A 16,385-nucleotide genomic window follows, 5' to 3' on the forward strand; every position below is an offset into this window, starting at 1 on the left:
ATGCGCCTGGCCCTGCGCCCGTACCTCCTGATCGTCCCGGCCCTGCTGCTGACCTGCGGGATCCTCTACCCGTTCGGGCTCGGGCTGTACTACACGCTGTTCGACTTCTCGGCGAGCAAACCGCAGCCGGACATGGTGCGGTTCGAGAACTACTCGACTGTCTTCACGCAGGAGGCGTTCTGGAACTCGGCGTGGGTGACGGTGCTGTACGCGGTCGGGGCGGCCTTCGTCGAGACCGTGCTCGGGGTGGCCGTCGCCCTGCTGCTGCACCGCTCGACCCTGCTGGGCCGGGTCCTGGAGAAGATCCTGATCCTGCCGCTGATGATCGCCCCGGTGATCGCGGCGATCATCTGGAAGCTGATGCTCCAGCCGTCGGTCGGGGTGGTCAACCACCTGCTGAGGCCCTTCGGTCTCGGCGGGGTGCAGTGGACCGACACCCCGACGGGCGCGCTGCTGTCGTCGATCGCCGTGGACGTGTGGGTGTACACCCCGTTCGTGGCGATCCTCGCCCTCGCCGGTCTGCGGTCGCTGCCCGCCTCCCCGTTCGAGGCGGCGGCCGTGGACGGCGCGGGGTGGTGGTACACCTTCCGGCGGCTGACGCTGCCGATGCTGTGGCCGTACGTCCTGGTCGCGGTGATCTTCCGGTTCATGGACTCGCTGAAGGTGTTCGACATCATCTACGCCCTGACGGAGGGCGGGCCGGGTGACTCGACGGTGGTGCTCCAGATCCGGGCGTATCTCGAAGCCATCCGCTTCCAGCGGTACTCCTTCGGGATCAGCTACACGATCGTGCTGTGGGCCGTGGTGTATCTGGCCGCGATGGTGCTGGTGAAGCATCTCGGGAAGATCCAGCGGAAGGCCGCGGAGGTCACCTCATGAGGAAACGCCTGGTGGGGTGGGTGTGCGACACCGCCCTGATCCTCTACTTCGTCTTCGCGCTGTTCCCGATCGCCTGGATGGTGATCCTGTCGCTGAAGCCGACCGACCAGCTCTTCTCCACCTACTTCTCCTTCTCCCCCACCCTCGACGGCTACCGGACGGTCCTCGGCGACAGCGAGGGCATCCCGTTCGTGCGGTTCTTCGTCAACAGCCTGGTGGTGTCGGTGGGGGCGGTGGCGCTCTCGCTGGTGGTGGGGCTGCCGGCGGCGTACGCCTCGGCGCGGTGGCGGTTCAAGGGCTCCGAGAACCTGATGTTCACGCTGCTGTCGTTCCGCTTCGCGCCCGAACTGACCGTGATCATCCCGCTGTTCGTGCTGTACCAGAAGCTCGGTCTGTTCGACACGTACGTCGGCATGGTGTGGGTGCTGCAACTGGTGACGCTGCCGCTGATCGTGTGGATCATGCGGTCCTACTTCGCCGATCTGACGCCGGAGCTGGAGCAGGCGGCCCTGCTGGACGGCTACACCCGCAAGCAGGCCTTCTTCCGCGTCGCCCTGCCGCTGGTCAAGCCGGGCATCGCGGCCGTGTCGCTGCTGGCCTTCATCTTCGCCTGGAACAACTTCGTCTTCCCGCTGATCCTCACCTCCAACGAGGCCCAGACAGTGACCGTGGGCGCGCTGTCCTTCCTCGGCGGGGACCGGCCCAAGTACAACCTGACGGCCGCCGCGGCACTCGTCTCCGTCGTACCGCCGCTGCTGCTGGCGCTGACGATCCAGCGGTATCTGGTGCGGGGCCTGTCGTTCGGGGCGGTGAAATCGTGATCACGCTGAGCGGGATACGGAAGGCGTACGGCAAGACCGTCGCGCTCGACGAACTCGAACTGGACGTACGGGAAGGCGAGTTCTTCTGCCTGCTGGGCCCGTCCGGGGCCGGCAAGACGACGACCCTCAAGACCATCGCCGGGCTCGAACCGCCCGACTCCGGCACGGTCGTGCTCGACGGCAAGGACATGCGGGGCGTAGAGCCCTACGACCGGGGCGTGGCCATGTGCTTCGAGAGCTACGCGCTCTACCCGCACCGCTCGGCCTACGACAACCTGGCCTCTCCACTGCGCTCCCCCCGGCACCGTCTCCCCGCCGCCGAAGCCAGACAGCGCATCGGCGCGGTCGCCGAACTGCTCGGCATCTCCGGGCTGCTGGACCGTCCGGTGGGCCAGTTGTCCAACGGCCAGCGGCAGCGCGTCGCCCTCGGGCGGGTGCTGGTGCGGCCGGCCCGGGCCTTCCTCCTCGACGAGCCGCTGTCCCACCTCGACGCCAAGCTCCGCCAGCAGATGCGGGCCGAACTGAAGGCGATCGGGGCCGTGCAGCACACCACCACGCTGTACGTCACGCATGACTCCGTCGAGGCTCTGGCGCTCGGCGACCGGATCGGGGTCATCCGCCAGGGGCGGATCGTGCAGACGGGCACCCGGGAGGAGATCTGGTACCAGCCGTACGACACGGAGGTCGCGAGGGCCTTCGGGCGGCCCCGGATCAATCTGCTGCCCGGGGTGGTGACGGAGAGCGGGGTGCGGGCGGACGGCGGGGTGGAACTGCCCGTCCGGGCACAGGCCGCGCCGGGCACGGACGTCCTCGTCGGTCTGCGGCCTCGGGACATCGCCCTGCACGGCGAGGGTCACGAACTCACCGGGACCGTGTACGTCACCGAGGTGCTGGGACGGTCCGTCGAGGTCACCGTCCGGCTCGGGACCGGGGAGCAGCGGGTGTCGCTGGTGGCGCCCCGGGCGGACGCGGCACGCCTTCGTGCGGACGAACCGGTACGGCTCGCGGTCCGGCCTGAGAACCTGCTGCTGTTCGAGGCCGACCGGCCGGAGCGCCCGGGACGACGGATAGAGACACGATCATGAGCAGCAGCAGTGGTGGACAGCAGGGGCCCGCGGCGCGGCAGGCCGCCATGGCCGAGCAGGTGCTGGCCGACGGCTCGGCGACGGCGGCGGAGCTCGCCGAGCGGTTCAAGGTGAGCCTGATGACCATCCACCGCGACCTCGACGAGCTCGAACGGCAGGGCATCGTACGCAAGTCCCGGGGCGGGGTGACCGCGCAGCCGTCGGGGGTCTTCGAGTCGAACGTGCAGTACCGGCTGAAGACCATGCGGGCCGAGAAGGCCGCCGTCGCCGAGCACGCGCTGCGGATGGTGGAGCCCGGCATGGCGATCCTGCTGGACGACTCCACGTCCACCCTGGAGATAGCCAGGCGGCTGCGCACGGGCGAGGTCACACCGCTGACGGTCGTCACCAACTTCCTTGAGGCCATCAACCTCCTCTCCGACCAGCGGGGCATCCACCTGATGGCGCTCGGCGGCGACTACGACCCGCTGCACTCCTCCTTCCTCGGGGTGTCCTGCGTGGAGGCGGTCGAGCAGCTGCGCGTGGACGTGTGCTTCGCGTCGACGTCGGCCGTGCACGGGGGTTACGCCTATCACCAGGAGCAGCACATCGTGTCGGTGAAGCGGGCGATGCTCGACGCGGCGGCACGGAACGTCCTGCTGATCGACCACACCAAGCTCGGCCGGGTCGCCCTGCACCGGGTCGTCCCGCTGTCCCGCTTCGACACGCTCCTGGTGGACGACGGGGCGTCGGCGGAGGCGCTGCGGGATCTGGACGAGCACAAGGTCCGTTACGAGGTTTGCGCGACGAAGGGCGGCCATGGCGAGCGGAACGGGACTGGAACTACGTGAACTCCGTAAGACGTATCAGTCGCGCGGGCGGCCCTCCGTGGACGCCGTACGCGGCATCGATCTGAACCTCCGCTCCGGGGAGTTGCTCGGGCTGCTCGGGCCGTCCGGCTGCGGCAAGTCGACGACCCTGCGGATGATCGCCGGTCTGGAGTCGGTGACCGGCGGGGACATCCTGGTCGGCGGGGACTCGGTGGTCGAACGGCCCGCCCAGCAGCGGAACATCGGGGTCGCGTTCGAGAACTACGCGCTGTATCCGCCGCTGTCGGTCGCGGAGAACCTGGCGTTCGGGCTCAAGGCCCGGCGAAAGGCGGCACGCGGTTCCAGGGGTGACGTCGACCGCAAGGTGAAGGAGATCGCCGAGAGAGTCGGGCTGACCGACCTGCTCGGTGCCCGACCGGCCGGGCTCTCCAGCGGCCAGAAGCAGCGCGTATCGCTCGCCCGGGCCCTGATCCGCGAACCGGACGTGCTGCTCCTCGACGAACCGCTGTCCCATCTGGACGCGGCCCAGCGCGACACCACCCGCCGTGAACTCAAGCGCATCCAGAAGGACTTGGGCCACACCACCATCCTGGTCACCCACGACCAGGAGGAGGCCCTCTCGCTCGCCGACCGGATCGCCGTGATGAAGGACGGCGTGATCCAGCAGCTCGGCACCCCGTACGAGATCTACGACAGCCCGGCCAATGTGTTCGTCGCTGACTTCGTGGGCGAGCCCGCGATCACCCTGCTGCCCGGTATCGCCACCGGCGACGGGCACGCCCGCCTCTCCGGCTCGGTGCGGATCGCGCTGCCCACGCCGGTGTCCGTGGAAGCAGGCCGGGAGGTGGTCGTCGGGATCCGCCCCGAGGACGTCTCGCTCACGGCCGAAGGCGGCCTGCCCGCCCGGGTCGTCGCCCACGAACCGCTGCTGGAGTCGGGCCTGGCGACCCTCGCCCTGGAAGGGGTCGAACGGCATCTGGTCGTCCTCACCGACCCCGAGGTACGGCTCGCCCACGACGAGCGGGTCCGGGTCGCCGCCGATCCCCAGCACACCCATGTCTTCGACGCCGAGACAGGAGCCGCACTGCGATGACCTCCGAAGAGAACGTGCGTGTCGTGGCCGCCGGTGACCACTTCGTCCTGCCGTCGCTGATCACGCGCGCGGTACTGCACGAGGTGGAGCAAGCGGACATCGGCGAACTGACACTCGGCTGGCCGCTGGAGCCGTTCGGGCCGGTCGCCGAGGTGCGGGAGGCCAGTGACGCCGAGGACGAACTGATCGAGGCGCTGGCCGGGGCGGAGGTCCTGGTCACGCAGATGGGCCCGGTGACGGAGAAGGTCCTCGCCGCCTGCCCGGATCTGAAACTGGTCGTGGTGTGCCGGGGCGGGCCGGTCAACGTCAACCTGGACGCGGCCAAGAACCATGACGTGCGGGTGTGCTTCGCGCCGGGCCGCAACGCCGCCGCCACCGCCGAGTTCACCGTCGGCCTGATGCTGTCCGCCCTGCGCCGCATCCCGCAGGCCCATGAGCCGCTGGCCCGGCGGGGCAGCTGGGAGGGCGCGACGTACTACACGTACGAGCGGAGCGGACTGGAGCTGGAGGACCTGCCCGTCGGTCTCGTCGGATACGGAGCCGTCGGCAGCCGGGTCGCCCGGGTGCTGTGCGCGTTCGGGGCGCGGGTGATGGTGTACGACCCGTATGTGCACGGGGAGATCCACGGACTGCGCGTGCACTCCCTCGACGACCTGCTGCGCGACTCCCAGGTGATCACCCTGCACGCCCGGCTCACCCCCGAGACCCGGGGCCTGATCGGCGCCCGGGAGCTGGCGCTGCTGCCGCCCGGCGCGGTGGTGGTGAACGTGGCCCGGGGCCCGCTGCTGGACGAGGGCGCGCTGTGCGACGCCCTGGAGAGCGGGCGGCTTTCGGCGGCGGCGCTCGACACCTACGAGCGGGAGCCGCTGCCCGCCGAGTCCCGGCTGCTGGGGCTGGGTGACCGTGTCGTGCTCACCCCGCACCTGGGCGGGGCGTCGCGCGCGGTGGCGGAGAAGGCCGCGCGGATCGCCGCCGAAGAGGTGGGCCGCTGGGTGCGCAGGGAGCCGCTCGCGCACTGCCTGACCTGAGGACCGGGAGGAGAGCCGCATGTACGTCGGTATCGATGTGGGCACGTCCATGGTCAAGGCGGCGGCCTTCGACGCGGCGGGCCGCCAACTGGCCGTGGCATCCCGGTCGGTGGCCCTTTCGCTGCACGGCGGGGTCGTCGAGCAGGACATGGAGGAGGTGTACGGGGCGGTCGTGGCCGTCCTGAGCGAGGTCACCGAACGGGTCCCGGAACCGGTCGAACTGGCCGGGCTCACCGGGCAGGGCGACGGGGTGTGGCTGGTCGACGGCGAGGGGCGGCCCGTGCGGCCGGCGGCCTCCTGGATGGACGGCCGGGCGCACGAACTGGTCGACCGGTGGCTGGCCGACGGCACCTTCGAGACGGTGTTCCGGCGGACGGGGAGCGCGATGTTCCCGGGTTGTCCGGGGCCGCTGCTGGCCTGGCTGGACGGCAACGAACCGAAGACGCTGGATGCCGCGAAGGCCGCCCTGTACTGCAAGGACATGGTGTTCCAGCGGCTGACGGGGGCCGGTCCGACGACGGATGTGTCGGACGCCTCGATGCCCTTCCTGGACCCGCGGACCCGGGCGTACGACAACCGGGTGGTCGAGCTGCTGGGGCTGACGCACCGGCGCGGTCTGCTCGCCCCGGTGAGCGACCCGGTCGCGACGGCCGAGGCGCTCGGCGAGGGCCTGCCGTCCGGCACCCGGATCGCGAACGGCCCCTACGATCTGCCGGCCTGCGCGCTGGGCGCCGGGGTGACGTCCCCGGGCGACGGGCTGCTGATCGTCGGCACCTGTCTGGCCAGCCTGGTCGCCACGACCGAGCTGGACCTGAGCGGCGAGCCGGCGGGCCTGTACATCTCCACGGACCGGCCCGGCCACTGGCTGCGTGCCATGCCCGCGATGGTCGGCACGGCGGCGCTGGACTGGGTGCTGTCGACGACGGGGGTGCGGCACGACGAGGTGGACGGCCTGCTGGCCGAGACCCCGCCGGGCGCGAACGGCGTCCGGGTGCTGCCGTACTTCGCGCCCTCCGGTGAACGCGCCCCGTTCGTGGAGCCACGGCTGCGCGCCGAACTCCTCGGTGTCTCCCTGGAGTCGACCCGGGGCGATCTGGTCCGCGCCACCTGCGAGGGCATCGGGTACGCGGCCCGGCACTGCCTGGAGGCGGCGGGCCTCGACGGGAACCTGGCCGTCTGCGGCGGCGGCACCCGCAGCCCCGCCTGGATGCGGCTGCTCGCCGACGTGCTCGGTCGGCCGCTGCGGGTCGTCGAGGGCGAGGTGGGCGCGCGGGGCGCGGTCCTGGCGGCGGCGGAGCGGTACGGGGTGCCGCTGGAGGCGGAGGTGTGGACCCGGCCGACGGAGGTCGTCGAGCCGGATCCGGGGCGGGCCGCGTTCTACACGCGGGGCTATGCGGAGCACCTGGACCGGCTCGCCGAGGCACGGACCCGCGCGAGGACCTGAACACCCGTATGACGAGAGGGACTTGGATGCACCTGAGACGGCGATCTCTCCTGCTCGCGGCCGCCGCCACGCCGGCGGTCGCGGCCGTACCCGCCCACGCGGCCCCCGCCGAACGGCGCCCGGTGGTCATCGGCCATCGCGGCGCGGCCGGCTGGCGCCCCGAGCACACGGCCGCCTCCTACACCTACGCCGTGCAGACGGGCGCGGACTGGATCGAACCGGACCTGGTGCCGACGAAGGACCATGTGCTCGTCGTCCGGCACGAGAACGAGATCTCGCAGACGACCGACGTGGCCCGCCACCCCGAGTTCGCGGACCGCCGTACGACGAAGACGGTCGACGGCCGGGCCGTGACGGGGTGGTTCACGGAGGACTTCACCCTCGCCGAGCTGAAGACGCTGCGGGCGGTGGAGCGGCTGCCGCAGGTCCGCAACCGCAACACGGTCTTCGACGGCCGTGAGGAGGTGATGACCTTCCAGGAGGTCGTGGAGCTGGCGCGGCGGCTGTCGCGGACCCACGGCCGGACGATCGCCGTCTTCCCGGAGACCAAGCATCCGACGTACTTCCGGTCCCTCGGACTGCCGTTGGAACCGAGGCTCGCGGCCGTGATCCGCCGCAACCGGCTCGGCCGGCGCGAGTGCGTCGTGCAGTCCTTCGAGCCGACGAGCCTCAAGCGCATGACGGGCCTCGGTGTGCCGCTGTGGCAGGCGCTGGGGACGACGGGCGGGCCGTACGACCTGCCCGGGAGGACCTACCAGGAGATGATGACGCCCGCGGGCCTGGCGGAGATCGCGGAGTACGCGGACTGGATCGGGCCGGACAAGTCGTCGGTCGCCGCCGGCTCGCTCGTCGCGGACGCGCACGCGGCGGGACTGCGGATCGGGCCGTACACCTTCCGCGCGGAGAACCAGTTCCTGCCGGCACAGTTCCGGCGCGGGAGCGGAGCGAACGATTTCGGGGACGCGTTCGCCGAATACGCGCTGTACTACCGCATGGGAGTCGACGCGGTGGTGACCGACTTCCCTGACCTGGCGGTGATGGCTAGGAGGGGTTGATGTTCTTCAAGGACAAGCACTGCCCGACCTGTGGGGGCAGCGGTACGCAGGTGTTCACGCCGCTGAAGCCCGAGGAGAGGAAGGCGCTCGGGACGCACCGTACGGACCTGTGGCGCTGCACCGCCGCGGGATGCCGGTGGTATCAGCCCTGGGGTCATACGGGCGGCGGGGGCCGGCTCCCGGAGGAATTGCAGAACCCGGGAGCCGACGCCTCGGTGTGAGTCCTAGAGGTTGGAGAAGTCCGGGCCCTTGGTGCGCGTGCGCTTGATCTCGTAGAAGCCGGGGACCGAGGCCACGGCGAGGGTGCCGTCCCACAGGCGGCCGGCCTCGTCGCCCTGCGGGGCCGGGGTGACGACCGGGCCGAAGAAGGCGATCTGCTCGCCGTCGGCGCCGGGCACGGCGATCACCGGGGTGCCGACGTCCTGGCCGACCTTGTCGATGCCCTCCTTGTGGGAGGCGCGCAGTTCGGCCTCGTACGGGGTGGAGTCCCAGTGCTCCAGGAGGGACTCGGGCAGGCCCACGTCCTTGAGGGCGGCGGCGACGGTCTCCTTGCCGGGGCCCTCCTCCTGGTTGTGGATGCGGGTGCCGAGCGCGGTGTAGAGGTCGCCGAGCACCTCGGGGCCGTGCTCCTGCTGCGCGGCTATGACGACCCGGACGGGGCCCCACGCCTTGGTCTCCAGCAGCTCGCGGTACTCCTCGGGCAGCTCGTCCAGCTTGGGCTCGTTGAGGACGGCGAGGCTCATGACGTGCCAGCGGACCTCGATGTCCCTGACCTTCTCCACCTCCAGCACCCAACGGGAGGTCATCCATGCCCAGGGGCACAGCGGGTCGAACCAGAAGTCGACGGGGGTCTTGTCCGACATGTCTCTCCTCACGAGGAAACCGTTTCCTCCGGGAACGCCGGTGCTCGCTCCGGTCATTCCCGGTCCCTGGCGTCAGGGGCACGTGGCAGGATCGGTGCTGTTCAGCAGTACCCCACGACACATGAGGAGTGCCGCCCGTGCCCGGTGAGAATCTGTCCCGCGACGAGGCCCGGGAGCGGGCCGCCCTGCTGAGCGTCGACGGGTACGAGGTGTCCCTCGACCTGCGGTCCGCGGTCGGCGAGGACGGCGGCGCCGGGCCCCGCACCTTCCGCTCGGTGACGACGCTGCGCTTCCGCTGCAACGAGCCCGGGGCGAGCAGCTTCGCCGACCTGATCGCGCCGAGTGTGACGGCCGTCTCACTCAACGGCCGTGATCTGGACCCCGGTGAGGTCTTCGACGGCTCCCGGATCACGCTGGAGGACCTGGCCGCCGACAACGAGCTGGTCGTCGACGCCCAGTGCGCCTACTCCCGCACCGGCGAGGGCCTGCACCGCTTCGTCGACCCGCAGGACGGCGAGGTGTACCTGTACACGCAGTACGAGCCGGCCGACTCCCGCAGGGTCTTCGCCAACTTCGAGCAGCCGGACCTCAAGGCCCCGTTCCGCTTCGAGGTGCGGGCGCCGGAGGGCTGGACGGTGTGGAGCAACGGCGTCGGTGAACTCGGCGACGGGGTCTGGCGGTTCGCCGAGACCAAGCCGATCTCGACGTACATCACGTGTGTCGTGGCGGGCCCGTACCACTACGTGACGGACTCCTACTCCCGTACGTTCGCGGACGGCACGACGCTGGAGATCCCCCTCGGCGCGCTGTGCCGCAAGGGCCTCGCGCCCCACTTCGACTCCGACGACGTCTTCCTGGTCACCAAGCAGGGCCTGGACTTCTTCCACGACCACTTCGACTACCCGTACCCGTTCGGGAAGTACGACCAGGCGTTCGTGCCCGAGTACAACCTGGGCGCGATGGAGAACCCGGGCCTGGTGACGTTCCGGGAGGAGTTCATCTTCCGCGGGAAGGTGACGCAGGCGTCCTACGAGGCCCGGGCCAATGTCGTCCTGCACGAGATGGCGCACATGTGGTTCGGCGACCTGGTCACCATGGAGTGGTGGGACGACCTGTGGCTGAAGGAGTCCTTCGCGGACTTCATGGGCGAGTTCTCGCTGGTCGGCGCGACCCGTTTCGTCAACGGCTGGGTGACCTTCGCCAACCGCCGCAAGGCGTGGGCCTACCGCGCCGACCAGCTGCCCTCCACGCACCCGATCACGGCGGACATCCGCGACCTGCAGGACGCCAAGCTCAACTTCGACGGCATCACGTACGCCAAGGGCGCGTCGGTGCTGAAGCAGCTCGTGGCCTACGTCGGGCAGGACGCCTTCCTGGAGGGCGCCCGGCGCTACTTCAAGCGGCACGCGTACGGCAACACGCGCCTGGGCGATCTGCTGTCGGTGCTGGAGGAGACCAGCGGCCGGGACATGAGCGCGTGGTCGCGGTCCTGGCTGCAGACGGCCGGGGTGAACTCGCTGACCCCGCAGGTGCTGCTCGGCCCGGAGGGCCGGGTCGAGGAGCTGGCGGTGGTGCAGGAGGCCGCCGAGTCCTACCCGGAACTGCGGCCGCACCGGGTGGCGGTGGGCCTGTACCGGGTGACGGACGGCGGCGCGCTGGAGCGGTACGCGCGCGCCGAGACCGACGTGGACGGTGCGCGGACGATCGTGGCGGCCCTGGCGGGTGCCGAGGCGCCCGACCTGGTGCTGGTCAACGACGACGACCTCACGTACTGCAAGATCCGCTTCGACGCGACCTCGCTGGCGACGCTGCGCGAGCACCTGGGGTCGGTGACCGATCCGCTGGCGCGCGCCCTGTGCTGGTCGGCGCTGTGGAACATGACGCGGGACGCGCTGCTCCCGGCGCGGGACTTCGTGGACCTGGTGCTGCGGTTCGCGGGGCGCGAGTCCGAGATCGGCGTGCTCCAGATGCTGCACGCGTGGGCCGAGTCGGCCCTCACGCACTACGCGGCGCCGGACCGGCGGGAGGCGACGGGGCGGCTGCTCTCCGAGGGCGCGCGGCGCGAGCTGTACGCGGCCGGGCCGGGCAGCGAGCACCAGCTCGCGTGGGCGCGGTTCTTCGCCCGGGTGGCCGCCGCCGACGCCGACTTCGAGCTGCTGCGGGACCTGCTGACGGGCGCGGTGGCGGTCGAGGGCCTCGACCTGGACCAGGAGCTGCGCTGGGTGTTCCTGGAGCCGCTGGCCGCGCACGGGGTGGTGGACGAGAAGGTGCTGGCCGAGGAGCTGGCGCGGGACGACACCGCCTCCGGCAAGCGTCACCAGGTGCGCTGTCTGGCCGCCCGCCCGTCTCAGGCGGTCAAGGCCCAGGCGTGGGCGCAGGTCGTGGAGTCGGACGCGCTGTCCAACGCCATGGTCGAGGCGACCATCTCGGGCTTCGAGCAGGGCTCGCAGCGGGAGTTGCTCGCGCCGTACACGGAGAAGTACTTCGCGGCGATCGAGCGGGTGTGGGCCGAGCGGTCGATCCAGATCGGGATGCACGTGGTGTCGGGCCTGTTCCCGTCGCTCCAGCAGTCCCAGGAGACCCTCGACACCACGGACGCCTGGCTGGAGTCCCACCGGGAGTCGGCCCCGGCCCTGCGCCGGCTGGTCCTGGAGGCCCGGGACGATCTGGCGCGGGCGCTGCGGGGGCAGGCGTGCGACGCTGCGGCCGGGTAGCCGGGCCATGACACCTTTGGCCTGAGATTCGGGGTTCCGTCACCGTTACGGAATACAGGCAATCACAGCCGTAACCCCTGGTCCGCACCTGAACGGACCAGGGGGTTTCGGCATCCGAACATCCGTCCTTTAGTGCCGGATTGTCCGTATGTGTCGACGGACCTGTAACAGGGGTTCAAAGGGGGGCCGGGCGCGGGAAATTGCCGGTCATGACGCACAACACCCCGCTCTCCCCCCGCCCCCTGCACGAGCTGTCCGGCCGCGGCCGGCTCCGGGTGATGACGGTCGCGCAGCTCCGCGCGCACGGTGTCCCGACGGCCCAGGTGAACGAGCAGTGCACCCCCGGCGGCCCCTGGCAGCAGCTCCTCCCCGGCGTCGTCCTGCTCCACCCGGGCCCGCCGACCAGCGAGGAGCGGCTGCACGCGGTGCTGAGGTACGCGGCCCGGGAGCGCGCCGCGGGTGTTCCCGCCCAGCCCGGCGCGGACGGCTCCGGCGACCCCGCCCAGCCCGAGGCGATGATCACGGGCCTGGCCGCGCTGACGCTGCACGGCTTCTCCTCCACTCCCTCGCTGCCGGCCCTGGACGCGATCGACGTCCTGGTCCCGCGGATGCGCCGGCTGCGCTCGGCGGGCTGTGCGCGCATCGTCCGGGGTGTCTCGCTGCCTGCCCCCGAGCAGGTCACCGGCCTGCCCGTCGCGCCGGTCGCCCGTGCGCTGGCCGACGCGGTGGCCGGCCTCACGGACGCCGTCGTGGTGCGCCGGCTGATGACGGAGGCGGTGCGCGGCGCGTACTGCGAGCCGGCCGAGGTGGTGCGGGAGCTGAACCAGGCCCGGCTGCTGAGCCGCCCGCACGTAGTGGACGCGGTGGATTCCCTGCTGGCCGAGGGCCGGGCGATCGCCGAGGACCGCCTGTACCGGATGGTGCGCGAGTACGGCCTGCCCGACCCGGTGTGGAACGTGGACCTGCGTCTGCCGGGTGGCCCCTACCTCGGCGGTCTGGACGCCTACTGGCCGGACCAGGCGCTGGCCCTGGAGCTGGACACCCGGGCGCCCCGGCAGAACGACGAGGGGCAGTGGTCGGAGTACGCCCGCAAGCGCGAGCACCTGGAGCGGCTCGGCATCACGGTCGTTCACATCACGCCCAGGAAGCTCCGCGACTCGGTGGAGCAGCAGGCGACGGTGGTCCGCACGGCCCTGATGGCGGCCGCCGACCGCGAACCGGCCGCGTATGTCGTGGTGCTGCCCCGGTAGGGACGGGCCGGGGGGCGGGACCAGGAGGGGGGAGGAGGGGCCGCCGGAGTCGCCGGCGGCCCCTCCTCGTGTTCCGGCGGCCCCTGATCTTGATCTGTCGGGCCGACGGCTACGAACCAGCAGTGGAAACGCGCCGCCTCGCCGCGCGTGAGACCGGCCGGACGTCCGCTGCGGCAGACAGGTGAATCTGTCAGACGTACGGGTTCGGACCGGATGCGCCGCCCGTGGAAGAGGGCCAGTGTCGAGCTGAGCCGAGGAGGCGCGATGGACCGAGGAGCCGGAGCCCAGAGGGAAGGTGACACACAAGGGGGACGAGCGGGGGCCGCGGACGACCCCGGCCTGGACCGGCTGCTCATCCGCGCCGCCGACGGCGACGAAGGCGCCTTCGCCGAACTGTACGACGCCCTGGCCCACACGGTGCTGGGACTGACCACCCGCGTGATCAGGGACAAGGCCCAGGCGGAGGAGGTGACCCAGGACGTGATGGTGGAGGTGTGGCGGACCGCCGACCGCTTCCAGCCGGCGCGCGGAGCCGCCCGGAACTGGGTGCTCACCCTCGCGCACCGCCGCGCGGTGGACCGGGTCCGCTCCGTCGCCGCCGGCCGCGCCCGCGAGCTGCGCGCCGCGGTCCGGGAGCAGGAGCGGTCCTTCGACACCGTCGCCGAAGAGGTCGAGACGCGGGAGGAGCAGCGGGTGGTCTTCCGCTGCCTGACCCGGCTGACCCGCGAGCTGAGACTGCCCCTGGTGCTGGCCTACTACGAGGGGCTGACGTACGCGGAGGTCGCCGAGGCGCTCTCGATGCCGGCGGGCACCGTCAAGTCGCGGATGCGGCAGGGGCTGCGGCGCCTGCACGACTGTCTGGAGGCCGGCTCGTGAACCTCACCGACGACCCCCACCTCGATGTCGGCGCGTACGTGCTGCACGCGCTGCCGGCCGAGGAGGGAGCCGCCTTCGAGGAGCACCTGGCCGGTTGCCCCGCATGCCGTGCCGAGGTCGATCAGCTGTCCGGGGCGGCCGTCGAGATGGGGGCGGCCGAGACGAGCACGCCCTCGGCTGACCTGCGCCGCCGGGTGCTGGAGCGGATCGCCGCCGTACCTCAGGACCGGTCCGTCGCGGCGGCGGCCCGGCGCCGACGCCGCCGGCAACAGGGGCTCCGGCTGGGCCTGGCGGCGTCCCTGGCGGCGGCCGCGGCCCTCGGAGGCATCGCCTGGTGGCAGAGCTCGGAGGCCGACAGCGCGCGCGAGGAGGCCGCCGAGGAAAGCGCCGAGTACCGGCAACTCGCCGACGTCCTGACCGCCCCCGACGCCACGATCAGCACCAAGGAGTTCACGGACGGCGGGACCGCGAGCGTGGTCGCCTCCCGGGCGGAGAACCGGTCCGCGGTGTTCGCGGCAGGGCTGCCGTCGCTCACTGACGACCGGGTCTACCAGCTCTGGTACGCCCAGTCGGGGCAGTTCCGGTCGGCCGGACTGCTGTCCACCGCCGGCGGGGGGCACGCGGATGTCCTGGAGGGGCGCCTCGGCGGGGCCACCGCCGTCTGTGTCACGGTGGAACCGGCCGGCGGCTCCCGCCAGCCCACCACCCACCCGATCGGCGTCATCTCGGTCCCCGCGTGACGGTCAGCGCCGGGCCACCGCGACGGCGGCCGCCGCGTCCTCTCCCACCGCCACGTCGTCGACCGTCCAGCCCGGTGTCCGGCGTGGACCGCGCGCGCACGCGCCGAGATGATCGAGGCCCGGATCGCGACCGAGTCCGGTGCCGAGCCCTTTCAGATACGCCTCCTTGCGGGTCCACACCCGGGCGAAGGCGACGGGGCGCAGGTCCGCGGGACACGCGGCGAGTTCCTCGGCCTCCCGGGGGTGCAGGGTCGTGGTGAGGGCGGCGACGGCGTCCGGGTCGGGCAGCCGCTCGATGTCCGCGCCGACCGCCGTGTCCGCGAAGGCGAGCAGGCAGAGACCGTCGGTGCGGGAGAGGGAGAAGCACAGGGGCACGCCGGGCACGTCGGGACGCCCGTGCGGGCCCCGGCACACCGGGCAGGGCCGCCGTACGAACGTCACGTCCGACGGCTCGACTTCGAGGTAGGCGCCGAGGAGCAGACGCAGGCACACATGGGCGACCCGGTAGCCGTCCCGGTCCGCCGCCCGGCGCAGTGCCGCGGCCCGTGCCCGTTCCCCGCTGTCCAGCAGCGTGCCGGCGAGCGGGGCCACGACGCCGAGGAGATCGTCCACCCGGGCCAGCCACACGCGGGGCCGGCCGGGTCGAGGCGGCTCCGGAGGCTCGGTCCAGGCGGCGGATGTCAGCCGCTCGGGACGCATGGCCGTCCTCGGTCAGTCGGAGGGCGCCCGCACGGCGCGGGGGTCCGCGACGGTGTCGGCGCCGTACAGGGCCTGCACCCAGTTGCTCTGGTAGATCGTGTCGAGATAGCGCTCGCCGAGGTCCGGGGCGATCGCGACGGGCGTGAGGCCCGGCGTTCCGTGCCGGGCGAGCCAGCTCGTCGCCCCGCTGACGACCGTGCCGGTCGAACCGCCGAACAGGAAGCCCCGCCTCGCCATGGTCCGGCAGGTACGGATGGCATCGGCCTCCTCGACGCGCACCGCCTCGTCGACATAGCTCTCGTCGAGCAGCGGAGGCCGGACGCTCATGCCGAGGCCGGGAATCATCCGGCGTCCGGGCGGGTCGCCGAAGATGGCGGAGCCGACGCTGTCCACCGCGACGATCCGCACCGGCCGGTGCCAGGAGCGGAACCAGCGGGCGCAGCCCATCAGGGTGCCGGTCGTGCCGACGCCGATGAACAGGACGTCCAGGCGCGGGAACCAGCGGGCGATGGCCGGGGCCGTCCTGAAGTAGTGCGCCCTCCAGTTGTCGGGGTTGGTGTACTGGCTCAGCCACACATAGCGGTCGTCGGCGGCGCACAGGGCGCGCACGTGCGCCAGCCGCGCGCCCAGCAGACCGCCCGTGGCGCGCTCGTCGGAGACGACATGGACCTGGCTGCCCAGGGCCTCCATCATCAGCCGGGTGGCGAGGTTGCACCGGGAGTCCGTCACACAGACGAAGCGGTAGCCCTTGCTCGCGGCGATCATGCTCAGTGCCACGCCGAGATTGCCGGAGGAGGACTCGACCAGGATCGAGTCCCGCCTGAGGGTTCCGCCGCGCTCGGCGGACTCCACCATCTCGGTCGCGGCCTTCATCTTGATCGAACCGGCGAAGTTGAAGCCCTCGCACTTGAGGAAGAGCCGGTGTCCCGTCATCGGCCCGAGGTCGACGTACAGGTCCTCCTCGTTGAAGGCGTGGGGGACGGATATGACTGGCACGATGGTCTCCTCGTACAGGGCCGGGTGGTGGAC

The 16,385-nt window shown here is 71.7% G+C and carries 16 protein-coding genes; 13 read left to right on the plus strand and 3 right to left on the minus strand.

The features are described 5' to 3' along the window. Genes ACZ6I3_RS24460 through ACZ6I3_RS24500 form a run of 9 tightly spaced genes read left to right on the plus strand, consistent with a single transcriptional unit; the run spans window position 1 to window position 8,435 of the window. Window positions 1–879, plus strand: coding sequence for a carbohydrate ABC transporter permease (locus ACZ6I3_RS24460; protein ID WP_469417345.1), 879 nt, complete (start codon window positions 1–3; stop codon window positions 877–879). After that, window positions 876–1,700 (plus strand): carbohydrate ABC transporter permease, encoded by an 825-nt coding sequence (locus tag ACZ6I3_RS24465; RefSeq protein WP_251057927.1) that lies wholly within the window; start codon window positions 876–878, stop codon window positions 1,698–1,700. The genes ACZ6I3_RS24460 and ACZ6I3_RS24465 overlap by 4 nt, the downstream gene beginning before the upstream one ends. After that, entirely contained in the window at window positions 1,697–2,785 is a 1,089-nt protein-coding gene (locus ACZ6I3_RS24470; protein WP_469417348.1) for an ABC transporter ATP-binding protein, read from the plus strand. The genes ACZ6I3_RS24465 and ACZ6I3_RS24470 overlap by 4 nt, the downstream gene beginning before the upstream one ends. Then, a complete protein-coding gene (locus tag ACZ6I3_RS24475; RefSeq protein ID WP_469417350.1) occupies window positions 2,782–3,615 on the plus strand; it encodes a DeoR/GlpR family DNA-binding transcription regulator in 834 nt (277 codons plus the stop codon). Before ACZ6I3_RS24470 ends, ACZ6I3_RS24475 begins: the two co-directional genes overlap by 4 nt. Further along, window positions 3,584–4,687: an ABC transporter ATP-binding protein gene (locus ACZ6I3_RS24480; RefSeq protein WP_469417352.1), complete on the plus strand. Its 1,104-nt coding sequence runs from the start codon at window positions 3,584–3,586 to the stop codon at window positions 4,685–4,687. Before ACZ6I3_RS24475 ends, ACZ6I3_RS24480 begins: the two co-directional genes overlap by 32 nt. After that, window positions 4,684–5,715: a 2-hydroxyacid dehydrogenase gene (locus tag ACZ6I3_RS24485; RefSeq protein WP_469417354.1), complete on the plus strand. Its 1,032-nt coding sequence runs from the start codon at window positions 4,684–4,686 to the stop codon at window positions 5,713–5,715. Before ACZ6I3_RS24480 ends, ACZ6I3_RS24485 begins: the two co-directional genes overlap by 4 nt. Before the next feature lie 19 nt (window positions 5,716–5,734). Next, entirely contained in the window at window positions 5,735–7,159 is a 1,425-nt protein-coding gene (locus ACZ6I3_RS24490; protein ID WP_469417355.1) for an FGGY family carbohydrate kinase, read from the plus strand. Window positions 7,160–7,185: 26 nt separating this feature from the next. Beyond that, window positions 7,186–8,214, plus strand: coding sequence for a glycerophosphodiester phosphodiesterase family protein (locus ACZ6I3_RS24495; protein WP_469417356.1), 1,029 nt, complete (start codon window positions 7,186–7,188; stop codon window positions 8,212–8,214). After that, complete coding sequence (locus ACZ6I3_RS24500) at window positions 8,214–8,435, plus strand: hypothetical protein (protein WP_469417358.1); 222 nt, start codon at window positions 8,214–8,216, stop codon at window positions 8,433–8,435. Before ACZ6I3_RS24495 ends, ACZ6I3_RS24500 begins: the two co-directional genes overlap by 1 nt. A gap of 3 nt (window positions 8,436–8,438) precedes the next feature. Here the strand turns inward: ACZ6I3_RS24500 and ACZ6I3_RS24505 are convergent, their stop codons facing one another. Next, entirely contained in the window at window positions 8,439–9,077 is a 639-nt protein-coding gene (locus ACZ6I3_RS24505) for a mycothiol-dependent nitroreductase Rv2466c family protein (protein ID WP_469417359.1), read from the minus strand. Between the two features lie 137 nt (window positions 9,078–9,214). On the opposite strand from ACZ6I3_RS24505, the gene pepN reads away from it, so the two are divergent. The 4 genes from pepN to ACZ6I3_RS24525 all read left to right on the plus strand — a co-directional run bounded on the left by pepN (window position 9,215) and on the right by ACZ6I3_RS24525 (window position 14,657). After that, on the plus strand, window positions 9,215–11,791 hold the full coding sequence (gene pepN / locus ACZ6I3_RS24510) for an aminopeptidase N (protein ID WP_469417360.1): 2,577 nt from the start codon (window positions 9,215–9,217) through the stop codon (window positions 11,789–11,791). A 209-nt stretch (window positions 11,792–12,000) separates the two neighbouring features. Beyond that, window positions 12,001–13,041: a hypothetical protein gene (locus tag ACZ6I3_RS24515; protein ID WP_469417361.1), complete on the plus strand. Its 1,041-nt coding sequence runs from the start codon at window positions 12,001–12,003 to the stop codon at window positions 13,039–13,041. Window positions 13,042–13,305: 264 nt separating this feature from the next. Then, window positions 13,306–13,917 carry an ECF RNA polymerase sigma factor SigK gene (sigK, locus tag ACZ6I3_RS24520; protein WP_469417362.1) on the plus strand — a complete coding sequence of 204 codons (612 nt, stop codon included), beginning with the start codon at window positions 13,306–13,308 and terminating at the stop codon, window positions 13,915–13,917. Continuing rightward, entirely contained in the window at window positions 13,914–14,657 is a 744-nt protein-coding gene (locus tag ACZ6I3_RS24525; RefSeq protein WP_469417364.1) for an anti-sigma factor, read from the plus strand. The genes sigK and ACZ6I3_RS24525 overlap by 4 nt, the downstream gene beginning before the upstream one ends. A 3-nt stretch (window positions 14,658–14,660) precedes the next feature. Here ACZ6I3_RS24525 and ACZ6I3_RS24530 read toward each other — a convergent pair whose 3' ends face one another. Together ACZ6I3_RS24530 and sbnA are read right to left on the minus strand one after the other, a co-directional pair. Beyond that, complete coding sequence (locus tag ACZ6I3_RS24530; RefSeq protein ID WP_469417366.1) at window positions 14,661–15,356, minus strand: 4'-phosphopantetheinyl transferase family protein; 696 nt, start codon at window positions 15,354–15,356, stop codon at window positions 14,661–14,663. Between the two features lie 12 nt (window positions 15,357–15,368). Continuing rightward, entirely contained in the window at window positions 15,369–16,352 is a 984-nt protein-coding gene (gene sbnA, locus ACZ6I3_RS24535; protein ID WP_469417368.1) for a 2,3-diaminopropionate biosynthesis protein SbnA, read from the minus strand. Between the last annotated feature and the right edge of the window lie 33 nt (window positions 16,353–16,385).

The sequence above is a fragment of the Streptomyces sp. NPDC041940 genome (assembly GCF_055589465.1).

Excerpts from the sequence above, each read along its gene's own strand:
- sigK (WP_469417362.1), top strand. The coding sequence starts at position 13,306 with ATGGACCGAGGAGCCGGAGCCCAGAGGGAAGGTGACACACAAGGGGGA.
- ACZ6I3_RS24505 (WP_469417359.1), bottom strand. The coding sequence starts at position 9,077 with ATGTCGGACAAGACCCCCGTCGACTTCTGGTTCGACCCGCTGTGCCCC.
- ACZ6I3_RS24485 (WP_469417354.1), top strand. The coding sequence starts at position 4,684 with ATGACCTCCGAAGAGAACGTGCGTGTCGTGGCCGCCGGTGACCACTTC.
- ACZ6I3_RS24475 (WP_469417350.1), top strand. The coding sequence starts at position 2,782 with ATGAGCAGCAGCAGTGGTGGACAGCAGGGGCCCGCGGCGCGGCAGGCC.
- ACZ6I3_RS24480 (WP_469417352.1), top strand. The coding sequence starts at position 3,584 with ATGGCGAGCGGAACGGGACTGGAACTACGTGAACTCCGTAAGACGTAT.
- ACZ6I3_RS24460 (WP_469417345.1), top strand. The coding sequence starts at position 1 with ATGCGCCTGGCCCTGCGCCCGTACCTCCTGATCGTCCCGGCCCTGCTG.
- ACZ6I3_RS24465 (WP_251057927.1), top strand. The coding sequence starts at position 876 with ATGAGGAAACGCCTGGTGGGGTGGGTGTGCGACACCGCCCTGATCCTC.
- ACZ6I3_RS24490 (WP_469417355.1), top strand. The coding sequence starts at position 5,735 with ATGTACGTCGGTATCGATGTGGGCACGTCCATGGTCAAGGCGGCGGCC.
- ACZ6I3_RS24500 (WP_469417358.1), top strand. The coding sequence starts at position 8,214 with ATGTTCTTCAAGGACAAGCACTGCCCGACCTGTGGGGGCAGCGGTACG.
- ACZ6I3_RS24515 (WP_469417361.1), top strand. The coding sequence starts at position 12,001 with ATGACGCACAACACCCCGCTCTCCCCCCGCCCCCTGCACGAGCTGTCC.
- ACZ6I3_RS24530 (WP_469417366.1), bottom strand. The coding sequence starts at position 15,356 with ATGCGTCCCGAGCGGCTGACATCCGCCGCCTGGACCGAGCCTCCGGAG.
- ACZ6I3_RS24495 (WP_469417356.1), top strand. The coding sequence starts at position 7,186 with ATGCACCTGAGACGGCGATCTCTCCTGCTCGCGGCCGCCGCCACGCCG.